20 protein-coding genes and 1 pseudogene are annotated in these 23228 nt (G+C 35.3%); 7 read left to right on the top strand and 14 right to left on the bottom strand.

The annotated features are described in order from the left end of the window. Positions 1 to 345 precede the first annotated feature (345 nt). Both FD46_RS10760 and FD46_RS06650 read right to left on the bottom strand, forming a co-directional pair. Positions 346 to 1440, bottom strand: a pseudogene (locus tag FD46_RS10760) (IS30 family transposase). Between the two features lie 36 nt (positions 1441 to 1476). After that, positions 1477 to 2283 carry an alpha/beta fold hydrolase gene (locus tag FD46_RS06650; RefSeq protein WP_057896379.1) on the bottom strand — a complete coding sequence of 269 codons (807 nt, stop codon included), beginning with the start codon at positions 2281 to 2283 and terminating at the stop codon, positions 1477 to 1479. Between the two features lie 586 nt (positions 2284 to 2869). Between FD46_RS06650 and FD46_RS06655 the strand changes: the two genes are divergently transcribed. Next, complete coding sequence (locus tag FD46_RS06655; protein ID WP_057896380.1) at positions 2870 to 3421, top strand: TetR/AcrR family transcriptional regulator; 552 nt, start codon at positions 2870 to 2872, stop codon at positions 3419 to 3421. Positions 3422 to 3476: 55 nt separating this feature from the next. Continuing rightward, positions 3477 to 4367, top strand: coding sequence for an SDR family NAD(P)-dependent oxidoreductase (locus tag FD46_RS06660; RefSeq protein WP_057896381.1), 891 nt, complete (start codon positions 3477 to 3479; stop codon positions 4365 to 4367). A 338-nt stretch (positions 4368 to 4705) separates the two neighbouring features. Here FD46_RS06660 and FD46_RS06665 read toward each other — a convergent pair whose 3' ends face one another. Both FD46_RS06665 and FD46_RS06670 read right to left on the bottom strand, forming a co-directional pair. After that, a complete protein-coding gene (locus tag FD46_RS06665) occupies positions 4706 to 5101 on the bottom strand; it encodes a hypothetical protein (protein WP_057896382.1) in 396 nt (131 codons plus the stop codon). 143 nt (positions 5102 to 5244) lie between these two features. Beyond that, a complete protein-coding gene (locus FD46_RS06670) occupies positions 5245 to 6135 on the bottom strand; it encodes a helix-turn-helix domain-containing protein (RefSeq protein WP_057896383.1) in 891 nt (296 codons plus the stop codon). Positions 6136 to 6222: 87 nt separating this feature from the next. On the opposite strand from FD46_RS06670, the gene FD46_RS06675 reads away from it, so the two are divergent. Then, positions 6223 to 7422, top strand: coding sequence for an MFS transporter (locus FD46_RS06675; protein WP_083479386.1), 1200 nt, complete (start codon positions 6223 to 6225; stop codon positions 7420 to 7422). 110 nt (positions 7423 to 7532) lie between these two features. Here the strand turns inward: FD46_RS06675 and FD46_RS06680 are convergent, their stop codons facing one another. The 5 genes from FD46_RS06680 to FD46_RS06700 all read right to left on the bottom strand — a co-directional run bounded on the left by FD46_RS06680 (position 7533) and on the right by FD46_RS06700 (position 12414). Continuing rightward, entirely contained in the window at positions 7533 to 7925 is a 393-nt protein-coding gene (locus tag FD46_RS06680; RefSeq protein ID WP_057896860.1) for a VOC family protein, read from the bottom strand. 509 nt (positions 7926 to 8434) lie between these two features. After that, on the bottom strand, positions 8435 to 8560 hold the full coding sequence (locus FD46_RS10625; protein ID WP_235805590.1) for a type II toxin-antitoxin system YafQ family toxin: 126 nt from the start codon (positions 8558 to 8560) through the stop codon (positions 8435 to 8437). 9 nt (positions 8561 to 8569) lie between these two features. Further along, positions 8570 to 9502, bottom strand: coding sequence for an AEC family transporter (locus tag FD46_RS06690; RefSeq protein WP_057896384.1), 933 nt, complete (start codon positions 9500 to 9502; stop codon positions 8570 to 8572). Positions 9503 to 10203: 701 nt separating this feature from the next. Beyond that, entirely contained in the window at positions 10204 to 11367 is a 1164-nt protein-coding gene (locus FD46_RS06695; RefSeq protein ID WP_057896385.1) for a cation:proton antiporter, read from the bottom strand. A 288-nt stretch (positions 11368 to 11655) separates the two neighbouring features. Beyond that, positions 11656 to 12414, bottom strand: coding sequence for an SDR family oxidoreductase (locus tag FD46_RS06700; protein ID WP_057896386.1), 759 nt, complete (start codon positions 12412 to 12414; stop codon positions 11656 to 11658). Positions 12415 to 12596: 182 nt separating this feature from the next. Between FD46_RS06700 and FD46_RS06705 the strand changes: the two genes are divergently transcribed. Continuing rightward, a complete protein-coding gene (locus FD46_RS06705; RefSeq protein ID WP_057896387.1) occupies positions 12597 to 12980 on the top strand; it encodes a MerR family transcriptional regulator in 384 nt (127 codons plus the stop codon). A gap of 231 nt (positions 12981 to 13211) precedes the next feature. Next, positions 13212 to 14111, top strand: a complete 900-nt coding sequence (locus tag FD46_RS06710; protein WP_057896388.1) for a serine hydrolase — start codon at positions 13212 to 13214, stop codon at positions 14109 to 14111. 72 nt (positions 14112 to 14183) lie between these two features. Here the strand turns inward: FD46_RS06710 and FD46_RS06715 are convergent, their stop codons facing one another. The 4 genes from FD46_RS06715 to FD46_RS06730 all read right to left on the bottom strand — a co-directional run bounded on the left by FD46_RS06715 (position 14184) and on the right by FD46_RS06730 (position 18560). Next, positions 14184 to 14819: a sugar O-acetyltransferase gene (locus FD46_RS06715; RefSeq protein WP_057896389.1), complete on the bottom strand. Its 636-nt coding sequence runs from the start codon at positions 14817 to 14819 to the stop codon at positions 14184 to 14186. A 22-nt stretch (positions 14820 to 14841) separates the two neighbouring features. Beyond that, positions 14842 to 15798, bottom strand: a complete 957-nt coding sequence (locus FD46_RS06720; protein ID WP_057896390.1) for a zinc-binding dehydrogenase — start codon at positions 15796 to 15798, stop codon at positions 14842 to 14844. Between the two features lie 186 nt (positions 15799 to 15984). After that, positions 15985 to 17367, bottom strand: a complete 1383-nt coding sequence (locus FD46_RS06725) for an MFS transporter (protein ID WP_057896391.1) — start codon at positions 17365 to 17367, stop codon at positions 15985 to 15987. Positions 17368 to 17606: 239 nt separating this feature from the next. Further along, complete coding sequence (locus FD46_RS06730; protein ID WP_057896392.1) at positions 17607 to 18560, bottom strand: aldo/keto reductase; 954 nt, start codon at positions 18558 to 18560, stop codon at positions 17607 to 17609. A 301-nt stretch (positions 18561 to 18861) separates the two neighbouring features. Between FD46_RS06730 and FD46_RS06735 the strand changes: the two genes are divergently transcribed. Both FD46_RS06735 and FD46_RS10630 read left to right on the top strand, forming a co-directional pair. Then, positions 18862 to 20973, top strand: coding sequence for a putative ornithine decarboxylase (locus FD46_RS06735; protein WP_057896393.1), 2112 nt, complete (start codon positions 18862 to 18864; stop codon positions 20971 to 20973). A 507-nt stretch (positions 20974 to 21480) separates the two neighbouring features. Then, complete coding sequence (locus FD46_RS10630) at positions 21481 to 21684, top strand: MarR family transcriptional regulator (protein ID WP_235805591.1); 204 nt, start codon at positions 21481 to 21483, stop codon at positions 21682 to 21684. Positions 21685 to 21931: 247 nt separating this feature from the next. Here the strand turns inward: FD46_RS10630 and FD46_RS06745 are convergent, their stop codons facing one another. Then, the gene (locus FD46_RS06745; RefSeq protein ID WP_057896394.1) at positions 21932 to 23128 is read right to left on the bottom strand and encodes an MFS transporter; all 1197 of its coding nucleotides are present in this window, start codon (positions 23126 to 23128) and stop codon (positions 21932 to 21934) included. Between the last annotated feature and the right edge of the window lie 100 nt (positions 23129 to 23228).

Below are 23228 nucleotides of genomic sequence, written 5' to 3' on the forward strand. Positions count from 1 at the left end.
CCCAAATTTTAACGGTCTCTCTCTTCGATTTATACAGCTTTTAAAATGCTGGTAAAACAACGTTTTAACGCATGAAAAAATAAAAAATAAATTTGAAAAAGAAAAGTAAATTCAAAAAAATTGCAAAAAGTTACGAAAAAAATCAGTCACATAAATTTTTGACCGGCAAAATTTCTTCAAATCGCTGGTAAAATTTTTGTGGCTGATTTTGATTTTCGAGTTTAAATTTGTCATTTTATTAGTTTATTCAATGATTTACGGCTGATTTTTGCTTAAATTATGTCAATTAGTAATAATTGTGTATTTTCAAAATAATTAAAGTTTGCTATTGAATTCGCTTAAAAATCAACGTTTTGAAGTGTTTTTGGGTTTTTTTAAATGTCGTTTATAGCCGTATGTACGGTCAATTTCTTGTAATTTACGTCTAAAAATGTCTCTCGGCGTCTTATAATTCAAAACGGCTTTTGGTCTGCTATTGATTTTATGCAAAGCACGCCTTAAATCATCATTTGTAACGTGTTCAAAGTGTGTTTTCTTTGGAAAGTACTCGCGCAGCATTCGATTAGCATTTTCATTAGAGCCACGTTCCTCAGGACTATATGGATGTGCAAAGTACGCCATAATCTGAAATTCCTTTTGAACTTTGTTGATCACAAAATGATTTGTAAATTCAAATCCATTATCAAATGTGAATGATTGAACAATGCATTTGGAACGCTTTCCAAAAAGATGCATAAACTGATCCAAAACTTTACAGACTGCTTTTCCTGATTGTGAATCTGCTTTTAAAGCAATGTAGTAACGCGTTTTACGTTCACAAAACGTCACAAAAACTTTTTTATAGCCTTTTTTCGGCAAAACACAGTCAACTTCCCAATGTCCGAATAAGCGACGACTATTCACCACTAATAGACGTTCCTCAATCGAATGTTTAATTGGTCTAATCACCTTTTTTTCTTGTTATTTCACCCTTCTTTCTTGAATTTTTAGTTCTTCTGTCTGTCGTTTTTTGGCATTCATCTCAAGTAAGCGCGTTGACTTTCGACATTTAAAACGTTTTTGATAGCGCAAATTATCTTCTGAGACTCTTGGAATCATGTCGCGATAAATCCAGTTATAAATCGTGTTGCGGCTCAATTTAAGCTCCTTATGCGTTTCCGCGATCATTTGTGGTGAACACTTATCGTCTAAGATTCATTTAGCGATAATTTGTGCTTTTTTCTTGGTATATTTCTTTTTAGTTCCAATTCGACTTTGCCTTAAGTCGACATATTGTTGGGCTTCTTGCGATATGCTCGCCATTTATATGGCATAAGATGATAATTTAAGTAGCGTTGAATCCCTGCTGGATTTACTGTTGGGTACAGTGGAGCCGACAATTTCAGCCTGAGACTTACCAGTATTTAGATATATTTCAATTTTCCCACGTTCCTCGGCTATTAGTTGTTGATAGAGTTTGACAGCGCTTGACTTAAATCAAGCGAAAAAATATTTCACACAACTGGCAAATAATTCTGGTTGATCAATTTGTAGATTATGGCCTGCATTTTCTAAAACCAATAAATTACATTTTTTGAAATTCATTGCTAGTTTAACTTGCTCTTTGTAGCCAACAAAGTGATCATGTTTACCCAAAAGCAAAAAAATTGGAATTCTTGAAGGCATTTTTTTAATTCTTGGTTCCTCATTCAATTGATAATAACTAAAGTTATTGTCTCGTAGTCTTTTAACGAAATTGAAATTACATTTTTTCAATCCAGTAACAGTTTCATCAAGATATTTTTTCAAAGCTGAGTCATTGATGATAACGTTCATTTTTAAAAAATTACTATTATAGTTAATCTTTTCGTTAAAACTGGTGTTTTTATTTTTGATAACTACATGATTTTCAGTTATGCGATTATCGGGATTAGCTGTAACTACTGGACAAGACAGGAACAATCCCTTTACTCGTTTAGGGTATTTATAAGCAATCCCTAAGGCTAGATAGCCTCCATATGAATGACCACAAAGGTAAAAATTACCAATGTTTAATTTATCAATAAATTTCACAATTAATTCTAATAAATAATCACCACTTGGTTGTGGTTTTGAAAAAGAGTCACTTTCACCCATACCAGGCAGATCGATGTAAATTCGTTGATACCTGCTTTGAAGAAGTAGTGGTTCATAATTAAGTTTCATAGAATTTAAATCTAAACATAAGCCGTGAAGAAAAATAATCGATTGTCCTTTACCAATTATTTCATAGTGAATGGAAATGTTGTTAATTTGTTTATGCATTATATAGTCTCCCCAAGTACCAAACACATATTATTGTCTCACTTATTAATCCACACCACTATATTTTGTTTTAATAAGTTTGGCTAGGGTTAATTACACTATAGGATATTATCTTGTCATTCTTTAATATGACGTCGCATCCTCTTTTTGCCAGCAAAGTTCGAGAAAAATAGCCCTTCTATTTTCCTTTTACCGCTTTCACGATACTCTTTTTAAAGTAATTGTTAATTTTTTTAGTTACTATCACTCATAACTATTATCTCTATTATATCCACCGTCCTCTTGGTTTTACCCAATAAAACGATATAACTGATAGGTCAGAGCTTTCATAACTCTGTATTTTTGTTTTCAGACAATTAAATACGTTTTTCTACAAAATATGAATGAAATTAAGACATCTTTAAGCTTTAAAACATATTTTTCGAGTCATTCTGGTTTTAAAAAGTAAGGAAATAATAATCACAAAGTACGCATTCAAACCCATCTTTCTCAGACAACCTCAACCTTAACTTTAACACTAGATATTAATTGACAAGCTTATTATGAAACTATATAGTATCGTATATAATCATAAAGGAGGTTTAAAATGTTACCGGGAAGGCCGCGTGATTCCGATATCGAGTCCCGTACAATCAAAGCAACACAAGAGCTACTGGTAAGTTATACGCCTGACAATATCACTATCGATCAAATTGCACAGCAGGCTGGTGTCGCGAAGTCAACAATTTATCGGCGCTATGCCAGTAAAAAAGATATTATCTTAGCTGCTTTAATTAATATTAAATCATTAGACTTATCCGAATTACCCTTCACTGATCTTAAGGAAACTGTCGATATTATCGCAGACCGCTTTTTAAAACAGTACAATAATAAAACTGCGCGCTCAATGTTAAGCGTTCTTTTTCAAACCTTGAATGCTAATAACGAGATTGCTAAGCTCTATTTTGAAAAACATGGGCTGATTCAAATCGAGGCATTTGCAAAGGTACTCGATCACTTCGATATCAATACTGACAGTTTGATACTTTCAGATTTGCTTTTACACTATTCAATCGGTGTATTCTTAATGGAATCCATTGAACAAACTCCGTCTATTTTAAAAAACGGACTTCATCAGTTGTTAACTGCATATCAGTAACAACTTTTATTTTTTAGCAATATCGATACTGGCTAGTTTCAAAAGGAGGAAAAATATGTCTACAACAGTTATTACGGGTGCTACTAGCGGATTAGGACTGCAAACAGCACGGCTATTAGCAAACCAACATCCAAAAGATATCTTTATCATCACTTCCCGAAAATTAGCAAGTGCAAAAGCCGTTTCGGATAATTTTCCAAATATGATTCCCTTATCCGTAGATTTAAGCGAACCAGAATCCGTTCAACGCTTTATCGATAATGTTCAAAAACTGCATGTCAAAATTAACGGTGTAATTGCGAATGCTGGTAGTCAATATGCTAAACCAACCTTGAATAGTCAAGGAATAGAGGATACTTTTGCAACGAATGTTATCGGTCAGTATTTATTGATTCAAGGGCTACAATTATTATTCACAGACGATGCCAAAATCATTTTAGTGAGTTCAGATACCCATGATCGTCATAAGTTTACTGGGATGCCCAACCCACAATATTTATCACCGGTATTATTATCAGATGAAAAAAAATCTAGCGAAAAAATTAAATACCATAGCATTTCCCAACTTGGTCAGATTCGTTACACAACCAGTAAATTGGCAGTTATTTATTTAGTCCACGCATTCGCCATTAATGATCCAAAGCATACCTATGTTAGTTTCAATCCGGGTTTTATGCCGGGGAAAGACTCTGGGTTAGTACGTGATTACAATTCAACTGCTAAGTGGATGTTTACCCATGTTTTTCTTTTAATGCGTTTTGTATTGCCTAATTTTGTCCATACGGTTAAGTTGTCCAGTCAAAATTTAGCAGAAATTTACACTAACTTTGAACTAAAAAGCGGCAAGTATTGGGATGGCAATAAAGTTATTCCGTCATCAGACGAGTCATATGATACTGCTCGAGAAACTGAATTATGGCGATATCTAAACACATTAAATAATTAAGGATAGTACAGTTGCTTAGTGTATTCTTAATAAAAGTCCTCTACTATGTTTTCAACTCACCTTCATATTGATAATGAATGTTTAAAAAAATCTATCATCATACTTTGATTTTCGAGCTAATAAATAAAAAAAGAATCTAGATAGTAGATTCTTTTTTTATTGGTTGAAACATTACATTCCTCGGCTAAAAACTTCACTAGCTCAACAATTAATTCTCTAAATTCCTATGGTATAAGCAGATTACATTGAGGTAATATCCTATATTTATTATTTTATTATATAGTAGAGAAATCGACAAAAAACCAAAAATTTGTAAACAAGGTATGCCCAGTAAATCTTTAACGATAAATCAACGCAAAGATACCACCGGTCAGAAAAAAGAAAAATCGTAAAAAGACTAAAGGAGCAAATAACATTGGCAACAGTAATCCGATAAGCACTATCACTGGACCAACAATATGTCGCAGCAAGTATCCTGTTTTCTGAAATTGTGTAACGGCAAGTACACAGCTGGTAACTGCACAAAACATCAAAACTGTTTTAATAACTCGCGTTACCAATGCAAATACTGCACCGCTGAGACTGCTGATATTGTTGATATTATTGGCAGTTGTCCCATGGGTAAATGCCCAAAAAAAATATAGAATCTGGGATGCATATATAACACACATTAAGATGGCAGAAAATGCTAATGCTATATTGAACCAACGGTATTGAGAAGATAATCTGTACATTGAGGCCTCCTAATGGAAAGAAAATTTCAGCAAAATGAGCAACATTTGGTAATTGGAAGACATTATTGAAAGTAATTACTTTGTCTCTTCCTGACTGAATGAAGTTATTGAAATAAAGCAGGATTCTTTTAGCTGATAAAAAATTAATAACCACTATCTGAAAAGTCAAAAACCGTATCCAATTCTTTTGGCGTTAAATATTTTTTCAAGTATGCTCGTTCATTCCATAAAAAACTTTCCTCATGATCAGTTAGATAAGTAATTAAGTTAGCTTTTTTGATTAGACTCAATCCAATTTTTTTTTGACCTTTCAAATACAGTGTTAAACCTTTCAAATTAAAGAGCCTTGTACGATGATAATAATCTTTATCTTGATCCTTGAAATATTTCTCTAATTTAGTTACCAATGTCTCAGCCGTATCTAAAAAGCGTTCATCTAACATACGCAAAATAACGTTGTTATAAATATAAAAAAGCATTGAGAAGTTATCGTTTCTAAAATCTTCGTAGATAAGTTCCTTTTTTTGTAATTCTTTAAATAGATTGAGCATTACTGGTACTTTTAAAAACAAAATGGCATGTCCAAAAAGATATAGCTCAAAAAAAGTCCAATTATTAATACTTTGAAAATAAGCTGTCAGTACTGAAAGCTCGCGTTTACTAACTTTCCCCTTACCTAAAGTCACTAGCATCATTTTTAACTGAATAGCTTGCAACTGGGCAAATTTTCCCTTCCTTTTTTGCCAAACAAGCAAGTATTCTTGTAGTTTTTTGACATCACCAGCTTGATAGGCACGTTGAAAATTTGGTAATTGATCATTATTGTCAGTATTCTGCCTTTGATACAAAAATTCGAATTCTGATAACTGAACGTTAATTCGGTTTAAAAGTTCTAATAAATGAGTAAAAGAAATATCTGTTAACCCATTTTCAAAGCGAGATAAAAAAGGGGTTGAAACAATCCCTTGACCAGCTTCTTGGAGCGTAATATGTTTACTTTTTCTCAAATGCTTAAATATTTTTCCTATTTTCATATTTTTAACCTATATGCAACTTTTTATTCTTAATTTTAAAATGGTCGTAGCATAAAAGCAATCATTAATATTTTAGGAGGATCTATTTTGTTTATAAAAAACCGTAATTTCAGTTGTCTTTGGGTTGGATTTTTGATTTCGTCACTTGGAGATTGGTTGTATCGCATAGCCTTACCACTTATTATTCTAACTAGAACCGGTTCGGCCTATCATGCAGCTACCACTTTTGGAATTTCTTTTATTCCTTGGATTGTATTTTCTTTGGTTGGCGGAAGCTTAGCTGATAATTATGCTAAAAAGAAAATTTTAATTATCGGGAATCTTTTTGCTGCTTTCGTTAGTCTGTTGCTGATTTTTGTTTTAATGAGAAATCAAATCAACTTCGTTTTTTTATATTTTGCAGTTTTCTTGCTTGCATCAGTAGATCCGTTAATTCATCCAAGTTTTCAAAGCATTATTCCAGAAATAGTTGACGTAAAACAGCTTACCGGCGCCAATGCAGCTATCCAAATAATTGATAATACCCTATCGATTATCGGACCCTTGATGGGCGGATCATTAGTCACGTTGTTAGGCGGCAGCAATGCCTTATGGATTGAACTTGTTTCTTTTTTAATAACCGCGGTTACCTTATCAGGGCTTCCTAAATATGAGGTCAAGGAAAAGCAGATAATTCATACGATAAAGAAACTATGGCTTGATGTAGTTGAAGGAGCCGAATACAGTATTCATCAAAAAGTCATCTTTAGCGGTTCGATGATGTTCTTATTTACCAATTTTGCGCTTAATATGTTTGAGGCAAATTTTATTTTTTATATGACTGAATCACTGAACTATCCTATTTTTAAGGCCACTTCAGCTATGGCACTTGGCGGTGTCGGTGCCTTAATTGCCGGGCTTTTAGGCAGCCGGATTGTTAATTATTTTAAAGCCGGTTTTTTATTATCGTCGAGTACGCTTTTGGCTGGTTTAAGCACATTATTATTATTGATTAATACCAATTATATTTATATTGGAACCGTTTTAGGGATTGTTAGTTTTTTTGGAACAATTAACGTAATCACTTATTTTACTTTGCGACAAAAAACGGTTCCTAAACAATTATTAGGCAGAGTTGTTTCAGTTACCCGGATGGTTTCCTATGCTTCAATTCCGGTTGGTTCTTGGTTTGGCGGAGTATTATTAGCTCATGGCCAATCAATGTTTACAGTCATTTTACTAGCAGGAAGTATCCGGACATTAGCCGGTTTAGGTGCTAAGCTGTCTCCCTTGGGCAAGGAAGAATGAAATTAATTTAGCCCATAGAGAGCGTGCTTTTGCTTGTACTGTTGTAGATTTTAGGTTACTTTTCCATGGTTGTAAAAAATACAGTGAATAAGCAGGTTTTTAAAGAGAGCCTATTCAACTACAACTATTTCTACCTTAATTCTATCAGGATCTTCAAAATAAAGAGCATAACGATCTTTCCCACCTGCATGCGGATATCTATCTGCATACAATTCTCTGTAGTTTAAAGCATTCAGTTCCATTTTTATCTGTGCTAGTGTCGATTTATCCGGAATAGAAAATGCTAAGTGATTAAGACCTATGCGGGTTCTGTTGTAAGACAACGCTAATTTTTTCTTGTCAGCTTGGACAAAAACAATATAGCTGCATGAATCTTTAATATAACTGATGCCTTTCTCCCACTTCTGATATGTTTTATAGCCTAAATGTCCCACCAATAACCACTTCCAAAACTTACTGGAAACAAAGAGGTCACTAACATATATTTCGATATGATTAATCATTCCTATCTTCTTCAAACTGGAACCTCCGATGGTTTTAATTATTAAACTCATTATTTGCCTCAAACAAAATGAAGGCATTAAATCACTATCCGCTTTTTTACTTTAATGCTAGTGGATAAGGTTTATTGATATGTTTTGTCTTATTAATTCTATAAAAAAAGCCAACGCACACATTTATGCTGGTTTTTTATTGCAAAACTGTTAGAAAATTACTACTGTAATTCTAAGCGGATTCTATCCGCTTTATTCAATATTGTAAGTTTATCTGTCTGCAATATCATCTCAGCAAACTGGAAATTGAGACTATTTGCTGAAATAAAGATAATAAGTTGCATGAATTTAATGATAAATTGATCCCAGCAGTTTTTGAGTATCGCTAAAAAGTATTCTATCATTGCTGAATTTACTGATTTAATATTTCATGAGAGCCTATTGCCACTAACAATAAAACCAATTCATCATGATTCAGTTTATAGGTGACAACCCAATTATCGTACTCTTTACCATAGCTACCCATAACGGGCAGGGTGAAATTCACTGTATCCGCTCCAACTTCCCTTAAGTGTGTGATCTTTAATCCGCTTTAAAACAGTGGTATCTTGCCTGATAATGGCTGATAACCATGGTTTTAACACTTTAATGGATTAAACATAAGGAATTAAAAAGAACACAATTGGAATTGTTGCCAAGCTTAGTATTGTGGAGATGCCCATCAACGCAATAGCAGGCGAAACGTCATCGTCATTTTGCAAGGTGAATAAGACTACGATACCCGCAACTGGACATGACATCATGATAACTGTAGTTTCAAGAGCTATTCCAGAAATACCCAGAAATTTAAGAATTATTATTGCCAAAACTGGGAATAGTAAGTTTCTTAAAAAAATAGTCAACCATAGATAAAAACCCTTTATTTCTTTGCGTAACTTAATGTTCCCCAAACTGTTACCGATTACTATCATAGAAAGGGGCGTATTAATGGTACCAACGTACTTAACAGTTTGACTAACAGTGTTTGGCAAAGAAATAGAAAAAATAAATAAAAATAATCCAAGGATTATTGAAATAATATTGGGATTTAAAAGCGCTATTCTTAATTTAACTATTTTTTTTACAGAAACCTGGTCTTTATTAAATAAGGATAGGCCATATGTCCAATTAAAAATATTAAATCCAGCCAATGAAACAACTGCAAAGAATACCCCAGTTTTTCCAAAAAGTGAACTAGCCAGCGGAATCCCCATAAAACCAGCATTAGAAAAAATACAGCCATACTTAAGAATTCTTCGCAGATTAGCATCTCTGACCATTTTGAAAAAAACAGCAGCAAGAATTATTTCCAGCAGATAAATGGCTAAAATTCCCAGTCCGGCAAGTAAAAGCTGCCGAATTCGGTCATTAGAATATGGTTGTTCAAAAGCATTTATGATGAGGCAAGGAGAAACAATATTAAGTAAAATATTAGTAAGATCATTTGATGTTTGCGGATGCATAAAACCAACCTTATTGATTAAAACCCCAAGCAGCATTAGCAAAAAGATAATAATAATTTGATTATTTAGCAAAGAAACATTCATAGCGGCAAACTCCACTTTCCAAAATTAAAATGAATATTATTAACGTTTCACGGATACAATTAAATCCAACAGACTTAGCTGTTTATTTTTTTCAACGGAGATTAATTTTTCCGCATGATTAAGCAGATTATTATTTTAACATGTTTGAATTTTACAAAAGCTGAACCTGCATGCATTGTTATAATAAACTGGATTTTTCGCAGTATAACTGCTTTCATAAGTTTATCATAACACCCCAGCTATTTTTTGAATTATTCTTTGTAGCGGAATACTCGTAAGCTGACCTTTGACACTTTTTATCAGATCTTTATTCTGCTTTTTCTGTATCACAATGTTTGCTATAATTGTTTAGCTTCAAAAAATAAGTTACCAAAGCTGGTAATTTTCTTGAAATAAAAACATACCTCCTATTTTAGTTGGAAGGTATGTTTTATGACTAAATTTTACTCAATTTGTCTCAAAGAGTTATTTAGATCTTCACGTCTGTATAATTGTTGATTACAGCGACAACTATCAGTACAGATATAATTTCCTTTTTAGTGCCCCTGCTTTAACTTCTTTGGCTGCATATTCCTTAATGGCACCAGTAATATATTTTTCATAATTTTAAAATCCATTTTTTTAAGGTTCATTTATTTTTATCCCGACATATATAAATTCCAGTAAATAAAGTTGCTGCTCCTTAGCATTTCCTAAGTAAACTAATTATTGCTGCTTAACCTTTTTAACGACCAGCGCAACAGCAACGGCGCCAGCATTGTTGCGATTACAATCACAAAAATGATATCTACGTATAAGTCTTTATCAAGCAGATGTGCATTGAAACCAATCTGCGCTGTTATCAAGGCCATTTCTCCTCGTGCAATCATACCTGTACCAACCACGCGAGCGCTGTTTCTGTTAAATCCGGCTAATAGTGACCCTACCTCACCACCAAACCATTTAGTTATAACTGCGAGAGTTGTCATAATGATGATAAACGGTAATGAAGTCAAAAAGTTATTAAATGAAACACTTAAGCCAATACTAACAAAGAAAACAGGAACAAAAAGAGCATTGCTGATTGGTTCAATATTAGCGTCAACAATTTTCTTAGTTGGGGTTCGTCCAACTGCAATTCCCGCAAAAAAAGCCCCAATTGCACCGGATAAACCAACTAATTCAGCCAGATACGCCATTGATAAGCAAATAACCATTGCTGAGATAGTTCTGCTGGTTGGAACTAATAGTTTATTACTTAAATACATCATACCGGGTGCAATCCAGCGAACCAAAAGAAAAACTCCTGCAAAAAAGAGACTCTGGAAGAAGAGTTGAGCTAAAACATTATTTGAGCTTCCATGTGTCTCACCGTTACTGCCAATAAGTGCAATCATCAAGCTTAAGAGCAGAACACCCAAAATATCATCGGCAACTGCTGCCCCAAGAACTGTTGCTCCTTCTTTACTATCTAATGCTTTAAATTCACGTAATACTACTACAGAGATGCTGACTGAGGTTGCTGAAAAGACAACACCGATAAATAAAGCTTCTTGAAAATGATATCCAAATAACAGGCTGATTGTTCCCATGATAATCACAGGTAATAATACACCGGATAAAGCAACTGACAAAGCAGGTTTAAGGTATTTTTTCAATTGCTGTGTATCACTTTCAATACCTGCCATAAACATTAATAAAATCACGCCAATTTCAGCAAACTGGTCTATTAAGTCCGTTGAATGAATTAAATTAAAGACCCCAGGACCAATCAAAATTCCAATTAGTAGCTGACCCAAGACTGCGGGAATCCCAGCTCTTGCACTTAGGTGTCCAGCAAGAGTTGTAGATAACAAGATGATAACTAATGAACCGATAAAAGACATTAAAAAACACTCCGTTCGAGAAATTGAGATGGCAGAATAAGTAAATAGCAACTACCAATAAGTTTATCATTTTAACTATGTGAGCACTACCTAAAGCATTGCAAAAGACAACAAGTATACGCTGCTATCGCTCAGCTCTCTTTAGTCAGTCTACTCTGGCTACTCAAACGTATTAATACGAACGTAAAAAATCTGACTATTAAAACACGTTAATTTGTATACTTTAGTTTAAAAAGAGGAATTAAGCCAAAATTGACTTAGTCCCTCTTTTAGTTCTTAGGTTTACGTTCAACGTGTAGTGTAACCGCCATTAGCAAAAATAGTTTGCCCGTTTATCCACCAGCCATCGGTAACTAAGAACTTTATGATCGGAGCAATATCCTCAATTTTAGTCAACTGGTTTCCCATAGCCTGTGATTTATGAAACGTTGTTGATTCTTTTGTTTCTTGACCATAGAAAAATGGCGTGTCCATTGGTCCGGGTGCAATAGCATTAACTGATATTTGACGATCAAGCAGTTCTTTAGAAGCTGCTCGAGTATAGTGCTCAACAGGAGCTTTATTTCCAGCATATGTGGAATAATAGCCGGTATATGCAGCTAACAACGAGGTAGCCATTGTAATGATATGCCCATTGTTATTCAAATGTTTAGCAGCTTGTTTGATAAAAAAGTAGGCAACTTTATTATTGATAGTGTCCATTGAATCAAATTCCTGTTCCGTTGTTTCAACTATCGGCTTTTTAAGAACTTTACCAATCGTATTGATTGCAATGTCAACTTTGCCAAACTTATCTACTGCAAGTTTGAAAAGTTGCGCAATTTGTTTTTCTTCTGACAGATCGCTTTGAAAAAGAGCTACTTCTGCACCAGCATTTTCTAACTCTGTTTTTAAATGCTCTGCTGTTTTAGAATCCTTGGCTTGATGATAATGTAAGACAAGTTTTACCGATTCTTTTGCAAAGGTTCTGGCAGTCAGAGCACCTAAATTTTTTACACCGCCGGTAATTACAATAACCTTATTTTCCAAACTATTATATTTAGTCATTTTAACTCCTCCTTTTTAGATTATTTTCACTTTACCCCTTTGAGTCGACTGTAAGGCAAAGATTCAGCTTCGAAAAAGCATAATCTTTTTATTTGAGTTAGAGCTGACTATAATTTTTAATATGGACTGAGGTACCATTATGAATTCCATATCAGTACTTAACTAGAAAGGAAGATTTTTAAATGCCTGCAGCAAGGAAAACACCTGGATACAGAATTGGTCAAGTTTCTGAACTTAAGTCTATTAGTCCTTATACACTGAGGTACTACGATAACCAGAAATTATTACCGAAAGTATTCAGGGATAAAAATGGAGCTCGCCGTTTCACAGAAGAAGACTTGCAGTGGCTTGATATGATCAAGTGTTTAAAAAATACAAATATGCCTTTAGAAGAAATTAAACTTTTCGTCGATTCAACGTATGAGGGCAAAAATACATTAAACAATCGAATCAAATTGCTTCAGGGACAGGAAAAGCAGATTAAAAAAAATATAGCACAGCAGCAGCTATATTTAGAAAAGGTACGCCTTAAAATAAAAACTTTGAAGAAACAAAAAGAAAACTAGCAGAAAGCAATCACACTGGACAAAAACTCAGTTTAATTTTTCTGCTGTTTTTATTTGTATACAAGATTCAAAAAAATGAGCGTTTATATTTATATTTTTGCAGACCATTTAAAATAAATACACAAAATAACCAAATTTTGTGAGAAAACTTCACAGTTTTTTCTAAAAAGCAGAGTAAGTTTATTAGTAATAAAAATGCTATATTATCCCTTTTAAGATGGAGAAAATTTTATGAAGAAGTTTGCCTTTTTTTCAACACTAACACTAATACTTATTTTATACGCAGGTACAATTGCGAAGTCTTCTTCCCAAAGCGGTTCTAAAAATAAGGTTCAACGTTCATCCGTATCCTCTGAACATAAAAAACAAAATAAAATAAAAAACAAATTGCAAGTTTATTTGAATTCAGTGACCGCAGACGGAACTGCCAGTGTAAGTTTTTATAATTTGTCCCCTGTTTCTGGAAGCAAAGCTGCTGCGGAAAAAGACGCGGCAACTTATACCGAAGGCAACTTGGCGGTTTCTGCAAATGCAAATTCGGTTCAAACGTCAGCAAGTACATATAAACTTTTCATTACAGCTTATTTGATGGAACAGAAAAAGAAGGGTAATTTTTCTTGGACTGAAGATAATACCTCTGGTTTTAAAAGTATGATTATCTATAGTGAAAACGATTATGCTGAAGAACAGCTTGCGGCTATCGGCAGCGCTAAAATAAATAAGTTTATTGCCAATGAAAACTGGTATTCACCTGTTTTCTCAGAGAATACTGCTGCACAGACAACCGCTTTGAGCCTTACAAATTTATTATTGCAACTGCACCATGGGACCGGACCATTTAGTAACAGTGATGATCGGAAATTTATTTTGAATTTGATGGGTTCGCAAGTCTACCGTACTGGTATTCCTACTGGAGCTGCACAAGCTGCTGCGGGCACAACTGTGCAAGATAAAGTCGGCTTTTTAAATGATGTCAATAATGATGCCGGTATTGTAACTTTACCAAATGGACAAAGGTATGTTCTCGTTATAATGACACATGGCCATAATCAAAGCGGTTTTAGCGGCTTCTCAAGAATAGCTGCAATTACAAAAAAAATTCAATCAATTGTTTACGGGGGTTCAAATTAACAAGTTAGCACAGGAAACTTTACTGAAGATTAAAAACCTATTTTTAAATAGTAATATGCTCATTAACAGATCTCAATATCCAGCCTGTTGCTCACACTTTTTTTCTTTTAGATAATTAGCTTTTTCATTTTGCCAAAACTCTTCATCCCTACTATCTATTTTTCGTATTGGATGTGCGGGTACTCCTACAGCAACCACATTACTTGGGATATCTTTAGTAACAACCGAACCAGCTCCGATTACTACATTACTGCCGATTGTAACACCCGGACAAATAGTCACACCACCGCCAAGCCATACATTATTCCCGATAGTAATCGGATGGCCATACTCTAAGGATTCGTTCCTGATGGCTGCAACAATTGGATGACCAGCTGTATACAATCCTACACGCGGACCTAACAATACGTTATCTCCGATAGTTATCGGTGCTATATCTAAAAAAATACTGTCATAATTTGCATAAAATCTCTTACCTAGATGAATATTTTCACCATAATCCATTCTTGTGGGAATTTCAATATGAGCGTCTGCACTGGGACAATCCAGCATCTTCTTAAGCAGCGTTTTTCTTTCGGAATTTTCTTCAGGCAATGTCTGATTATATTTGTAGACATTGTGTTTCATGTTCAGCCGCATTCTCACTAATTCTTCGTCACTTGAATTATAAAGCTTACCTGCAATCATCATTTTCTTTTCTGAAGTCATTAAGAGTCCTCCGTCTTCAATGTTATCTGTTATCCGTCGTCATCAAAACTTTTCCATTACTTTGGCCGGATTCAAGAAATTCATATGCTTCTTTACCTCTAGACAAAGGAAATAACTTGGGTGGATTAATAATAATCTTTTTAGTAATGAAATAACTGACCAGCCTGTTGAACCTTAACTGACGTTCTTTTTGGCTGGTCAAATAATCCCAAAGGTCTCCTGTTAGAATACTTTTTGATTCTTCCAGCAATTTTACCATATCAACTTTGGTCGGATTACCGCCTGCCATCCCAAAAAAGACTACTTTCCCTCTATGTTTAATAAGAGAGAGACTTTGCTCCAAAGTCTTACCGACGCCGTCAAAAACAGTATCAAAACTATCTTTAACTTGGTTTTCCCATTCGGTGGAACGCAAGTAGGCCTTAGTTGCACCCTGTTTTATAGCTAAAGCTTGTTTCTGTTTTGTCGAAGTCACTCCAGAAACATTGATACCATCTGCCACAAGCATTTGCAAAAGTATCTGACCGACCCCTCCGCTGATTCCTTGCACAAAGACATGTTCCTGTCTTTTATTTTTAGCCAAATCATGTGCCAAAAAGTCAGCTGTTAGACCCTGCAATCCAATTGAGGCTGCGATTTTCTCATCAATACTAGAAGGTACACGTATTATTTTTGAAACTGGAACAGAAACTAGTTCTGCGTTTGCTAACGGAACATCCACAAAAAGAACTTTATCGCCATTGCGGATATTATTACTTTTACCCGATTCAACAATTGTACCAAGTCCTTCATATCCATTTATGTAGGGCTCGTTTGGTTTAATATGATAATTGCCGCGACGTCTGTAAATATCCGCGAAGTTTAAACCGATATATTCAGTTTTTACTAGGACCTCGTTGGCCTTAAGCACTGGGTCCGGTAAGTTTCCGTATTGAAGAACCGAGTTGTCTCCAAAGCTGTTAAAATATAATGCTTTCATAATTGTCTGCCTTCTTCCAGCAAAATCTTAGTTTAAACTTTTCAAATTTTCAATAATTGTATTCATGTATAAACAATGTAGCATAAAAATAAAGTATTATTTCAGACGTGCTGTGTCTTAAAATTTTTTCAGAAATATCAGAAAGAAAATGATATTAATGACAATCAAGAAACTTTAAAATGTCAATTATTTTTTGAATGCTTCTTGCTTCTCTGTCTTATTTAAAAATAGAGTGCAGGCTAAAGCAAACAGGCTGAATGCTAAAAGAAAAATGAAATTGAACCGGCTTCCGATCACAAAGCCTCGGCCAGCGTTAATCTTTTCTTGAAGACCAATTATGGCTGCCATAATTGCGGTACCGATTGAACCGGCATACTGTTGACTCATGCTGAATAATGAGTTTTGATCATTTTTTTGCTCTTTGGTGACAGCTTTGCTGGCATCAGACATCGTATTTCCGAAACCCGTGTTGAAACCTAGACGCATGACAATGAAGAATAGGCCGATAAACATAATAGTTAGCCAATTCACAAATAAGGAAAATAACAACATACCAGCCACTACCAACAAGTTGCTAACTAATAATGGTCTGTGCGGCCCTGCATGGTCATACCACCTGCCGGCAAAAGGAGCAATAAATGCTCCTAAGATTGATCCGGGAAGAAGAACTAGTCCAGCAGTCAAAGAATTCTCATGTAAGACATTTTCTGCAAAGAGCGGAATTACAAAAGACATTGAAATGTTGACCAATTGAAGAGTAAAGTAGTTAACCAACCGCAACATCAAATATTTATTTTTGAAAATTTGCAAGTCAATTAGCGGGTTTGCTCTTCTTTGAGCGTGTCTGATAAAAAATATCAACGTAACAACCCCGCAAAGTAAAAGCAGACCCCCACGCAAGTAATTTATGCTGAGTTGTTGAACTCCGACTTCAAGTAAGATTAGGAAAAGAGACAAAAATACAAAGCCCCAAAAGTCAAATTTAGATTTCTTTAATTTATCGTCAGCTTTAAGACTGAATATTCCCAATAAAAAAGACACCAGCACTAATAATAAAGCAAAACCAAAAATTGCACGCCATGACAAATAATGATTCATAATACCGCCATAGGTCGGTCCCAGAGCCGGTGCTAAAGAGATCAGCATTGCTGCGAACCCAGAATATGTGCCCCAATATACAAGCGGAATTTCCGAAAAAATAATAGAAAACATCAAGGGAGTGCTGATTCCTGTACTGCTTGCCTGTAATAATCTGCCTGCTAGTAAAACCCAGAAATTTGGCGACCATAAACAAAATAAAATGCCTGTTACAGATATTCCTATACAATACAAGAATAAAGTCCGTTTTCTAAATCTTTTGAGCAGAAAAGAAGTTGTTCCCATGGTCAATGTAACCATCAGAAGGTAGCCTGTAGTCAACCATTGAACAGTGCCTAATGATTCGTCTAAATTTTTCATCAGGGTTGGAAAGGTCACGTTCATGGAGGTTTCTACCAAGATTCCCACAAAAGTTAAAATACCTACTGCTGCAAGAGAAAAATTCGTTTTTATTCCTACTTCGTTTTTCATAAAACTCTCCTCTTCTATATAATAAAATCCATAAAATAAAAAGCAGGCTCTTGCGATTTATGCTCCGCAAAGCCCGCTTCATATTTTAACAAAATTATAGTTCAACTACTGGCTCATTTCAACTAATGGCAGCTTTAATATTTTAAAAAATTTACCGTTTGAGTATGTTTTGTTGAATTCAAAAAAGGTTTTTCATTATTCTTTGCAATATCTTTTCAACGGTATCTGCAGAGTATTATTTAAGGAAGATCATTGCCAGCAGCAAAATAAACGTCATACCATTCTTGTTTAGTCAGTTCAACGTCAGCACCTGCTGCACTGTCTTTGATATGCGCCGGTGTCATTGTTCCTAAAACAACTTGAATATTTGCCGGATGTCTCAGAATCCATGCAGTTGCAATCGCATTCTTTGAAACTTGATACTTAGCTGCTAATTTCTGCATTTCTTTATTCAATTCAGGAAATTTAGGACTATCAATAAAAGTTCCATCGAAATAACCATATTGAAAAGGTGACCATGCCTGAATTGTTATTTTTTTACGCCGGGCAAATTCTAAAATACCGCCGTCATGATCTATGCTGCGCTCGTCTTGCATATTAGTATGGATACCAAAATCAATCATCCCAGTATGCATAATACTGAATTGCAGCTGATTTATTAATAATTTTTGACTAACAGCTTCCTGCACCAATTCATATTGCTGCGGATTAAAATTTGAGACCCCAAAATGTCTAACTTTACCGCTGCGTTGAAGCACATCAAAAGCTTCAGCAATTTCTTCAGGCTCCATTAACGGATCAGGACGATGAAGCAAGAAAGCATCTAGATAGTCAATTCCCATTCTTTCTAAGATACCATCAACAGCTTCGAGAAGATGCTTCTTGGAAAAGTCATAGCGTTTGCCAAAAACATAACTGCCGTGACTACGTTTAGGATCAAGGATTATGCCGCCTTTTGACTGAATATAAAGCCGATCGCGACTAATTCCTGATTTTTTCAAAGCCTCTTTGAAAACCTGTTCAGATTTCCCCGTTCCATAAATATCTGCAGAATCAATGTAATTGATCCCAGCATCATAAGCAGTCTTTAAACTTTCAGCTGCTTTTTCAACACTCAAGGCTTCCATCCGCATTATTCCTAATGCAACAGCCGAAACCGTAAAGTTTGTATCCCCTATTCTTATTTTTTTCATTTAAAAACCTCCAAATATACAAATTTAAGAACTGTACACTTAAATCTTATCACTGCCGGCAAATATTCATAAATATATTGACTGCAAGACTGATCAAATCACAATTTCTGAATACAATTTTTTGAATTGGAATTCAGCTGTCTTATTTAATCTATAAGCTTCGTGGCCTTTGAATAAAAGCTGTATTTATCAGATCTATCTTTACTCTTCATGCGGTATAATAAAAAAGACTGAGAATCACAGTTATTGATTTTAAAATAAATTATCAGACTAAAACAACGTCTGAAAGAAAGGGATTTAAATGAATTATTTGAAAATTGCTGCTCCCCAAGCTTTATGGGAATACTTGCCTGATAATTGGGGAAAAACAACTTTGAACAAAAAGACCTCGGCAGCATGTTTAGCAGCCATTGTTATTTCTAGAAATAATAAAGATCAGCTGCAGCAAGCAGAAGAACTCCGTCAGAGGTCCGGCTTAAAGCTACCAATCATTCAAATTAGTGATTCAAAAACAACTCAATCAATTAAAAAAGAAATTGCTCAATCAGCTGATGAATATCAAAACAAGAATGTCCCAGCTTTTTTACTGGATTTATTTGACTTTGCTCAAAAACACCCTGTTAGTTTTACCACTCCAGGTCATCATAATGGCAGTTTCTATGCAAAACATCCGGCTGGTGAAGTCTTCAAAGAATTTTTAGGAGATAACTTATTTTATGCTGATACCAGCGATACGGTACCTCAATTAGGAGATACTATGACTCATAATGGTTCGCCGCTGACAGCTGAACAACTTGCTGCAAAAGCTTATCACGCTGATAAAGTGTATTTTTGTACTAATGGCACAACCAGTGCCAACACAATTTGTGCCAGTGCCTTATTAACCCCGGAAGATTTAGTTTTGTTTGATCGCAACAACCATAAGTCACTCTATAATAGCGCATTGCTGGAAAACGGTGCAATTCCAGTCTACTTGCCGGCTGATCGCAATGCTTTAGGCTTGATCGGTGAAACAGACCCTACTGCTTTTGACGAACAAAAATTAAGGCAGGAAATTTTTAAAAAGGCTCCACTAAAAGCTCATGCAAAACGCCCATTTCGACTAGCTGTTTTGCAGTTAGAAACCTATGATGGCGTTTTTTACAATGCAGCTTGGATTTTGAAAAAAATCGGTCACTTGTGTGATTACATTCTTTTTGATTGTGCCTGGGGCGGCTATGAACAGTTTTCACCATTATTGTCTGGACTATCCCCACTAAATCAACAATATCAGCCAACGGACCCCGGTATTCTGGTTACACAGTCGATTCATAAACAACAAGCCGGTATGGGGCAAGTATCTCAGATCCTGAAAAAAGACCGGCATCTTAAGGGACAACCACGTTATGTAGACCATAAACACTTCAATAATGCTTATTTGAAACACGTTACCTCAAGTTATTCTTATCCGCTATATGCTTCACTCACTGTCAATGCGACAATGGCTGCAGATAAAACAGCACAAAAGCAGTGGTGGCAAGAACTCCTAGCAGATAGCATTGAGTTTCGCAAAAAATTGCTAAAGCGCTCAAAACTATTCAGACCCTGGCTGCCGCGGAGTATCAACGGAAAAAAATGGCAGAATATTACGCTTGCACAGCTTGTTTCGGACCCAGCCCTCTGGAACTTTTGTCCTAAAGATAATTGGCACGGTTTTGGTAAGGTAGCTGAGAACCAAGTACGTTTGGATCCGTTCAAATTAACGATTATTACTCCGGGAATCGATCAGCAAAATCAATCGTATGAAACAACCGGTATTCCTGGAGCAGTAGTTGCAGAATTTTTAATGGAGAATGGCATCATCCGCGGCAAAGATGATTTAAACTCGTTGCTGTTTCTTTTAACTCCAGGAAACGGGGAAAAAGAGCTGACACTGCTTTTGCAAACTTTATTAAAATTTGAACACTTATATCTAGAAAATGCATCCCTAAGTGAAGTATTGCCAAAGCTTTATCAGCGGCAACAACAACGTTATGAAGATTATACTATTGATCAGCTGTGTCAGCAGATGCACGAATACTATCGTGACCACCAGACTTTTAAATTACAGCGTCAGTTATTTCAAGCGCCAGTCTTTAACAATAACTACCAGATGAGACCGCAACAAGCTGAATTTGCTTTTCGCCGCAACCAAGGAAAATTAGTGGATTTAAAACAAGCTGTGGGAAAAATTGCTCTAGAAGGTGCTTTGCCATATCCGCCTGGAGTTTTTGTGGTTGCACCCGGTGAAAAATGGACAGTAGAAGCAGTAAACTATTTTGAAACTCTTTTAGGCGCTGCAGCTGAATTTCCAGGATTTGAACCTGAAATCCAAGGAGTCTATTATCAGCTCCACCAAGAAAATTTTACAGCTCAGGTAATAGTTCTAAATTAATTTTAAAAAGCCTTAGATCAAACAGTAATTAAACTGCTGGTTTGAGGCCCTTTTTATCGTGCTGTTTTTATGACGGGTTAAAGTACTCTCTCATAGCCTGAGCAGTCCAGGTGTTGTCGGGTTTCATTAACATCTTCGGCGCACCTTCAAAAATAATTTTCCCGCCGTGAGCCCCCGCATAAGGTCCCCATATCAATCAGCCAATCTGCCCTCACCACGCGCAGGTTATGTTCTATTACAATCACAGTCAAGCCCATGGTTGGTGGTTAATTTTTTTAAAAGATCGATTAGATTTTAAATGTTGCTCTCATGCAAACCATTTGTCGGTTCATCTAAAACTAATAGATTGCTATTTCTATAATAAGCTGCATAGATACCTTGCATTTGAGAATACGAAGAAAATTCAGGACATTTATTACGGTACGCTCAAACTCAAATGAATGAGGTTATTAAAAATATTTCTGTTACCGACTCGGATATTATTCAAGTGATTTTTGCACGCCTGAATTGAAGCTTAAAGAATTAGTAGAAGCCACCTATTTTCCTCAAGGAACAGTTTCGAAAATAGTTAATCGGCTTGTGAAAAAAAACTTAGTAAAGAAATATCATCGAACTGATAACAAAAAAGAGATGTGTCTGGAACGGACCGCTGATGGTCAACTTCTGGCGCATCTGCATGCTCAGTATCATAAGGAAAAAACGGAAATTTAAACGAATTAGGTACCTTTTTTGCTAATAATAACTTAAAAAGTTTGCAGAGATGCTTAAAAAATTAATGAACTTCGTGAAAAATAATTATTGAATCATCTTTACTCATCTTGACTATTAAAGCACGTTAATGCGGCTATTGCAGAATTAAACAGGGACTGAATCGGAAGTTAACTTTTGACTCAGTCCCTGTTTATTTTTGTTGTCTTGCAATAACCGCATTAACTTACATTGAATTTAATGATAATTTTCAAAAGAGTTTACTTTTCCTTTTAAAGAACAGCATCAAAGCAAAAAATGTTACTTGAATAATCCCTAAAATCACATAGGTCCACTGCTGCCAGTAGCTAATAAAAAAACCGAAGATGAAGCTGCCTATCGGCTGCACACCATCAAAAAATAAGAAGACTAATCCAAAAATTCTTCCCAAAAAAGAAATTGCGGTTTCATTTTGAATGAATGTTGTAATGCTGCCAAAGAATCTGGCTTGGAAAACACCATAGACAAAAGCAATCAAAAACCAGCCCGGGGCAGTGAGAAAACTGCCACACGTAATAAGTACCAGACCATAGAAAAGCTGTTCCCAATATATTGTTTTAGGTGTTACTTCTCTTTTTTGCAGTGTCAACCACAACCCCCCTAACAAACCTCCCACGGCTGAAACTATGAGAAAGATGCTATAGTTTGCCGAATGACCGCCAAAAAAGTGATTGGCGATGAATGGCGTGGTCAACAAAAAACCTGCATAACAGAAATTAAAGATTCCCATTACCAACATATAAATTAACAAGTTCTGATGATTTTTGACATATTTGAGGCCGATTAGCGTACTGGCAACAGCTGACTCTTTCTTTTTCCCCTGCTGTTTTTTTGTTGAATAAGGGATTAGTAAGTTCAGTAAAAGAGCACTGATGTAGGAAAAAGCGTTAATCAGCAAAAAGTTGCTGAAATTAATCCCTTTGACTGCTAATAATGCACCGCCAACAAGCGGCGCCCCAACATTAGCCAAATTAAAAATAGTATTAGCTAACGCATTAAATTTTTGTAGTTGTGTCTTTGCTACTACTTCAGGAGTAATTGCTTTTGCTGCTGGATAATTCAACGCAAGCATTAGATTAAGTACAAAGGTTATTAAGATCAACATCGCGATCTGCGGATCATGATTATTAATATAGAAGCTGCCTGTAAAGCACATTAATGTGGAAATAACGTCAGTCCAGATTAAAACCTGTTTGCGATTATGCTGATCAACTAGTAAGCCGACCATGAAATCACCTAGAAGAAATGCCAGTCCTCCCAGACCTTCAATCAAGCCCAGCAACCGAGTATTTCCTGTCGCTCTGACCACCAGCCAATTAAGGCCCAGAACATAAATAGCAGATCCCAGTTGTGAGGCAAACGGGCTGAATATAAGCGAAAAATATGTTTTTCTTGTTTTATTTACCATAATAAATTAGACTACTATAATTACGTAAAAAATTCAACTATATTATTGTTTTCTAATCATTAATCAAAAAATAATTTGTTTTCACAATACATCGGTTGAT

The organism is Liquorilactobacillus oeni DSM 19972, assembly GCF_001436275.1.
GTDB classification, from domain to species: Bacteria; Bacillota; Bacilli; order Lactobacillales; family Lactobacillaceae; genus Liquorilactobacillus; species Liquorilactobacillus oeni.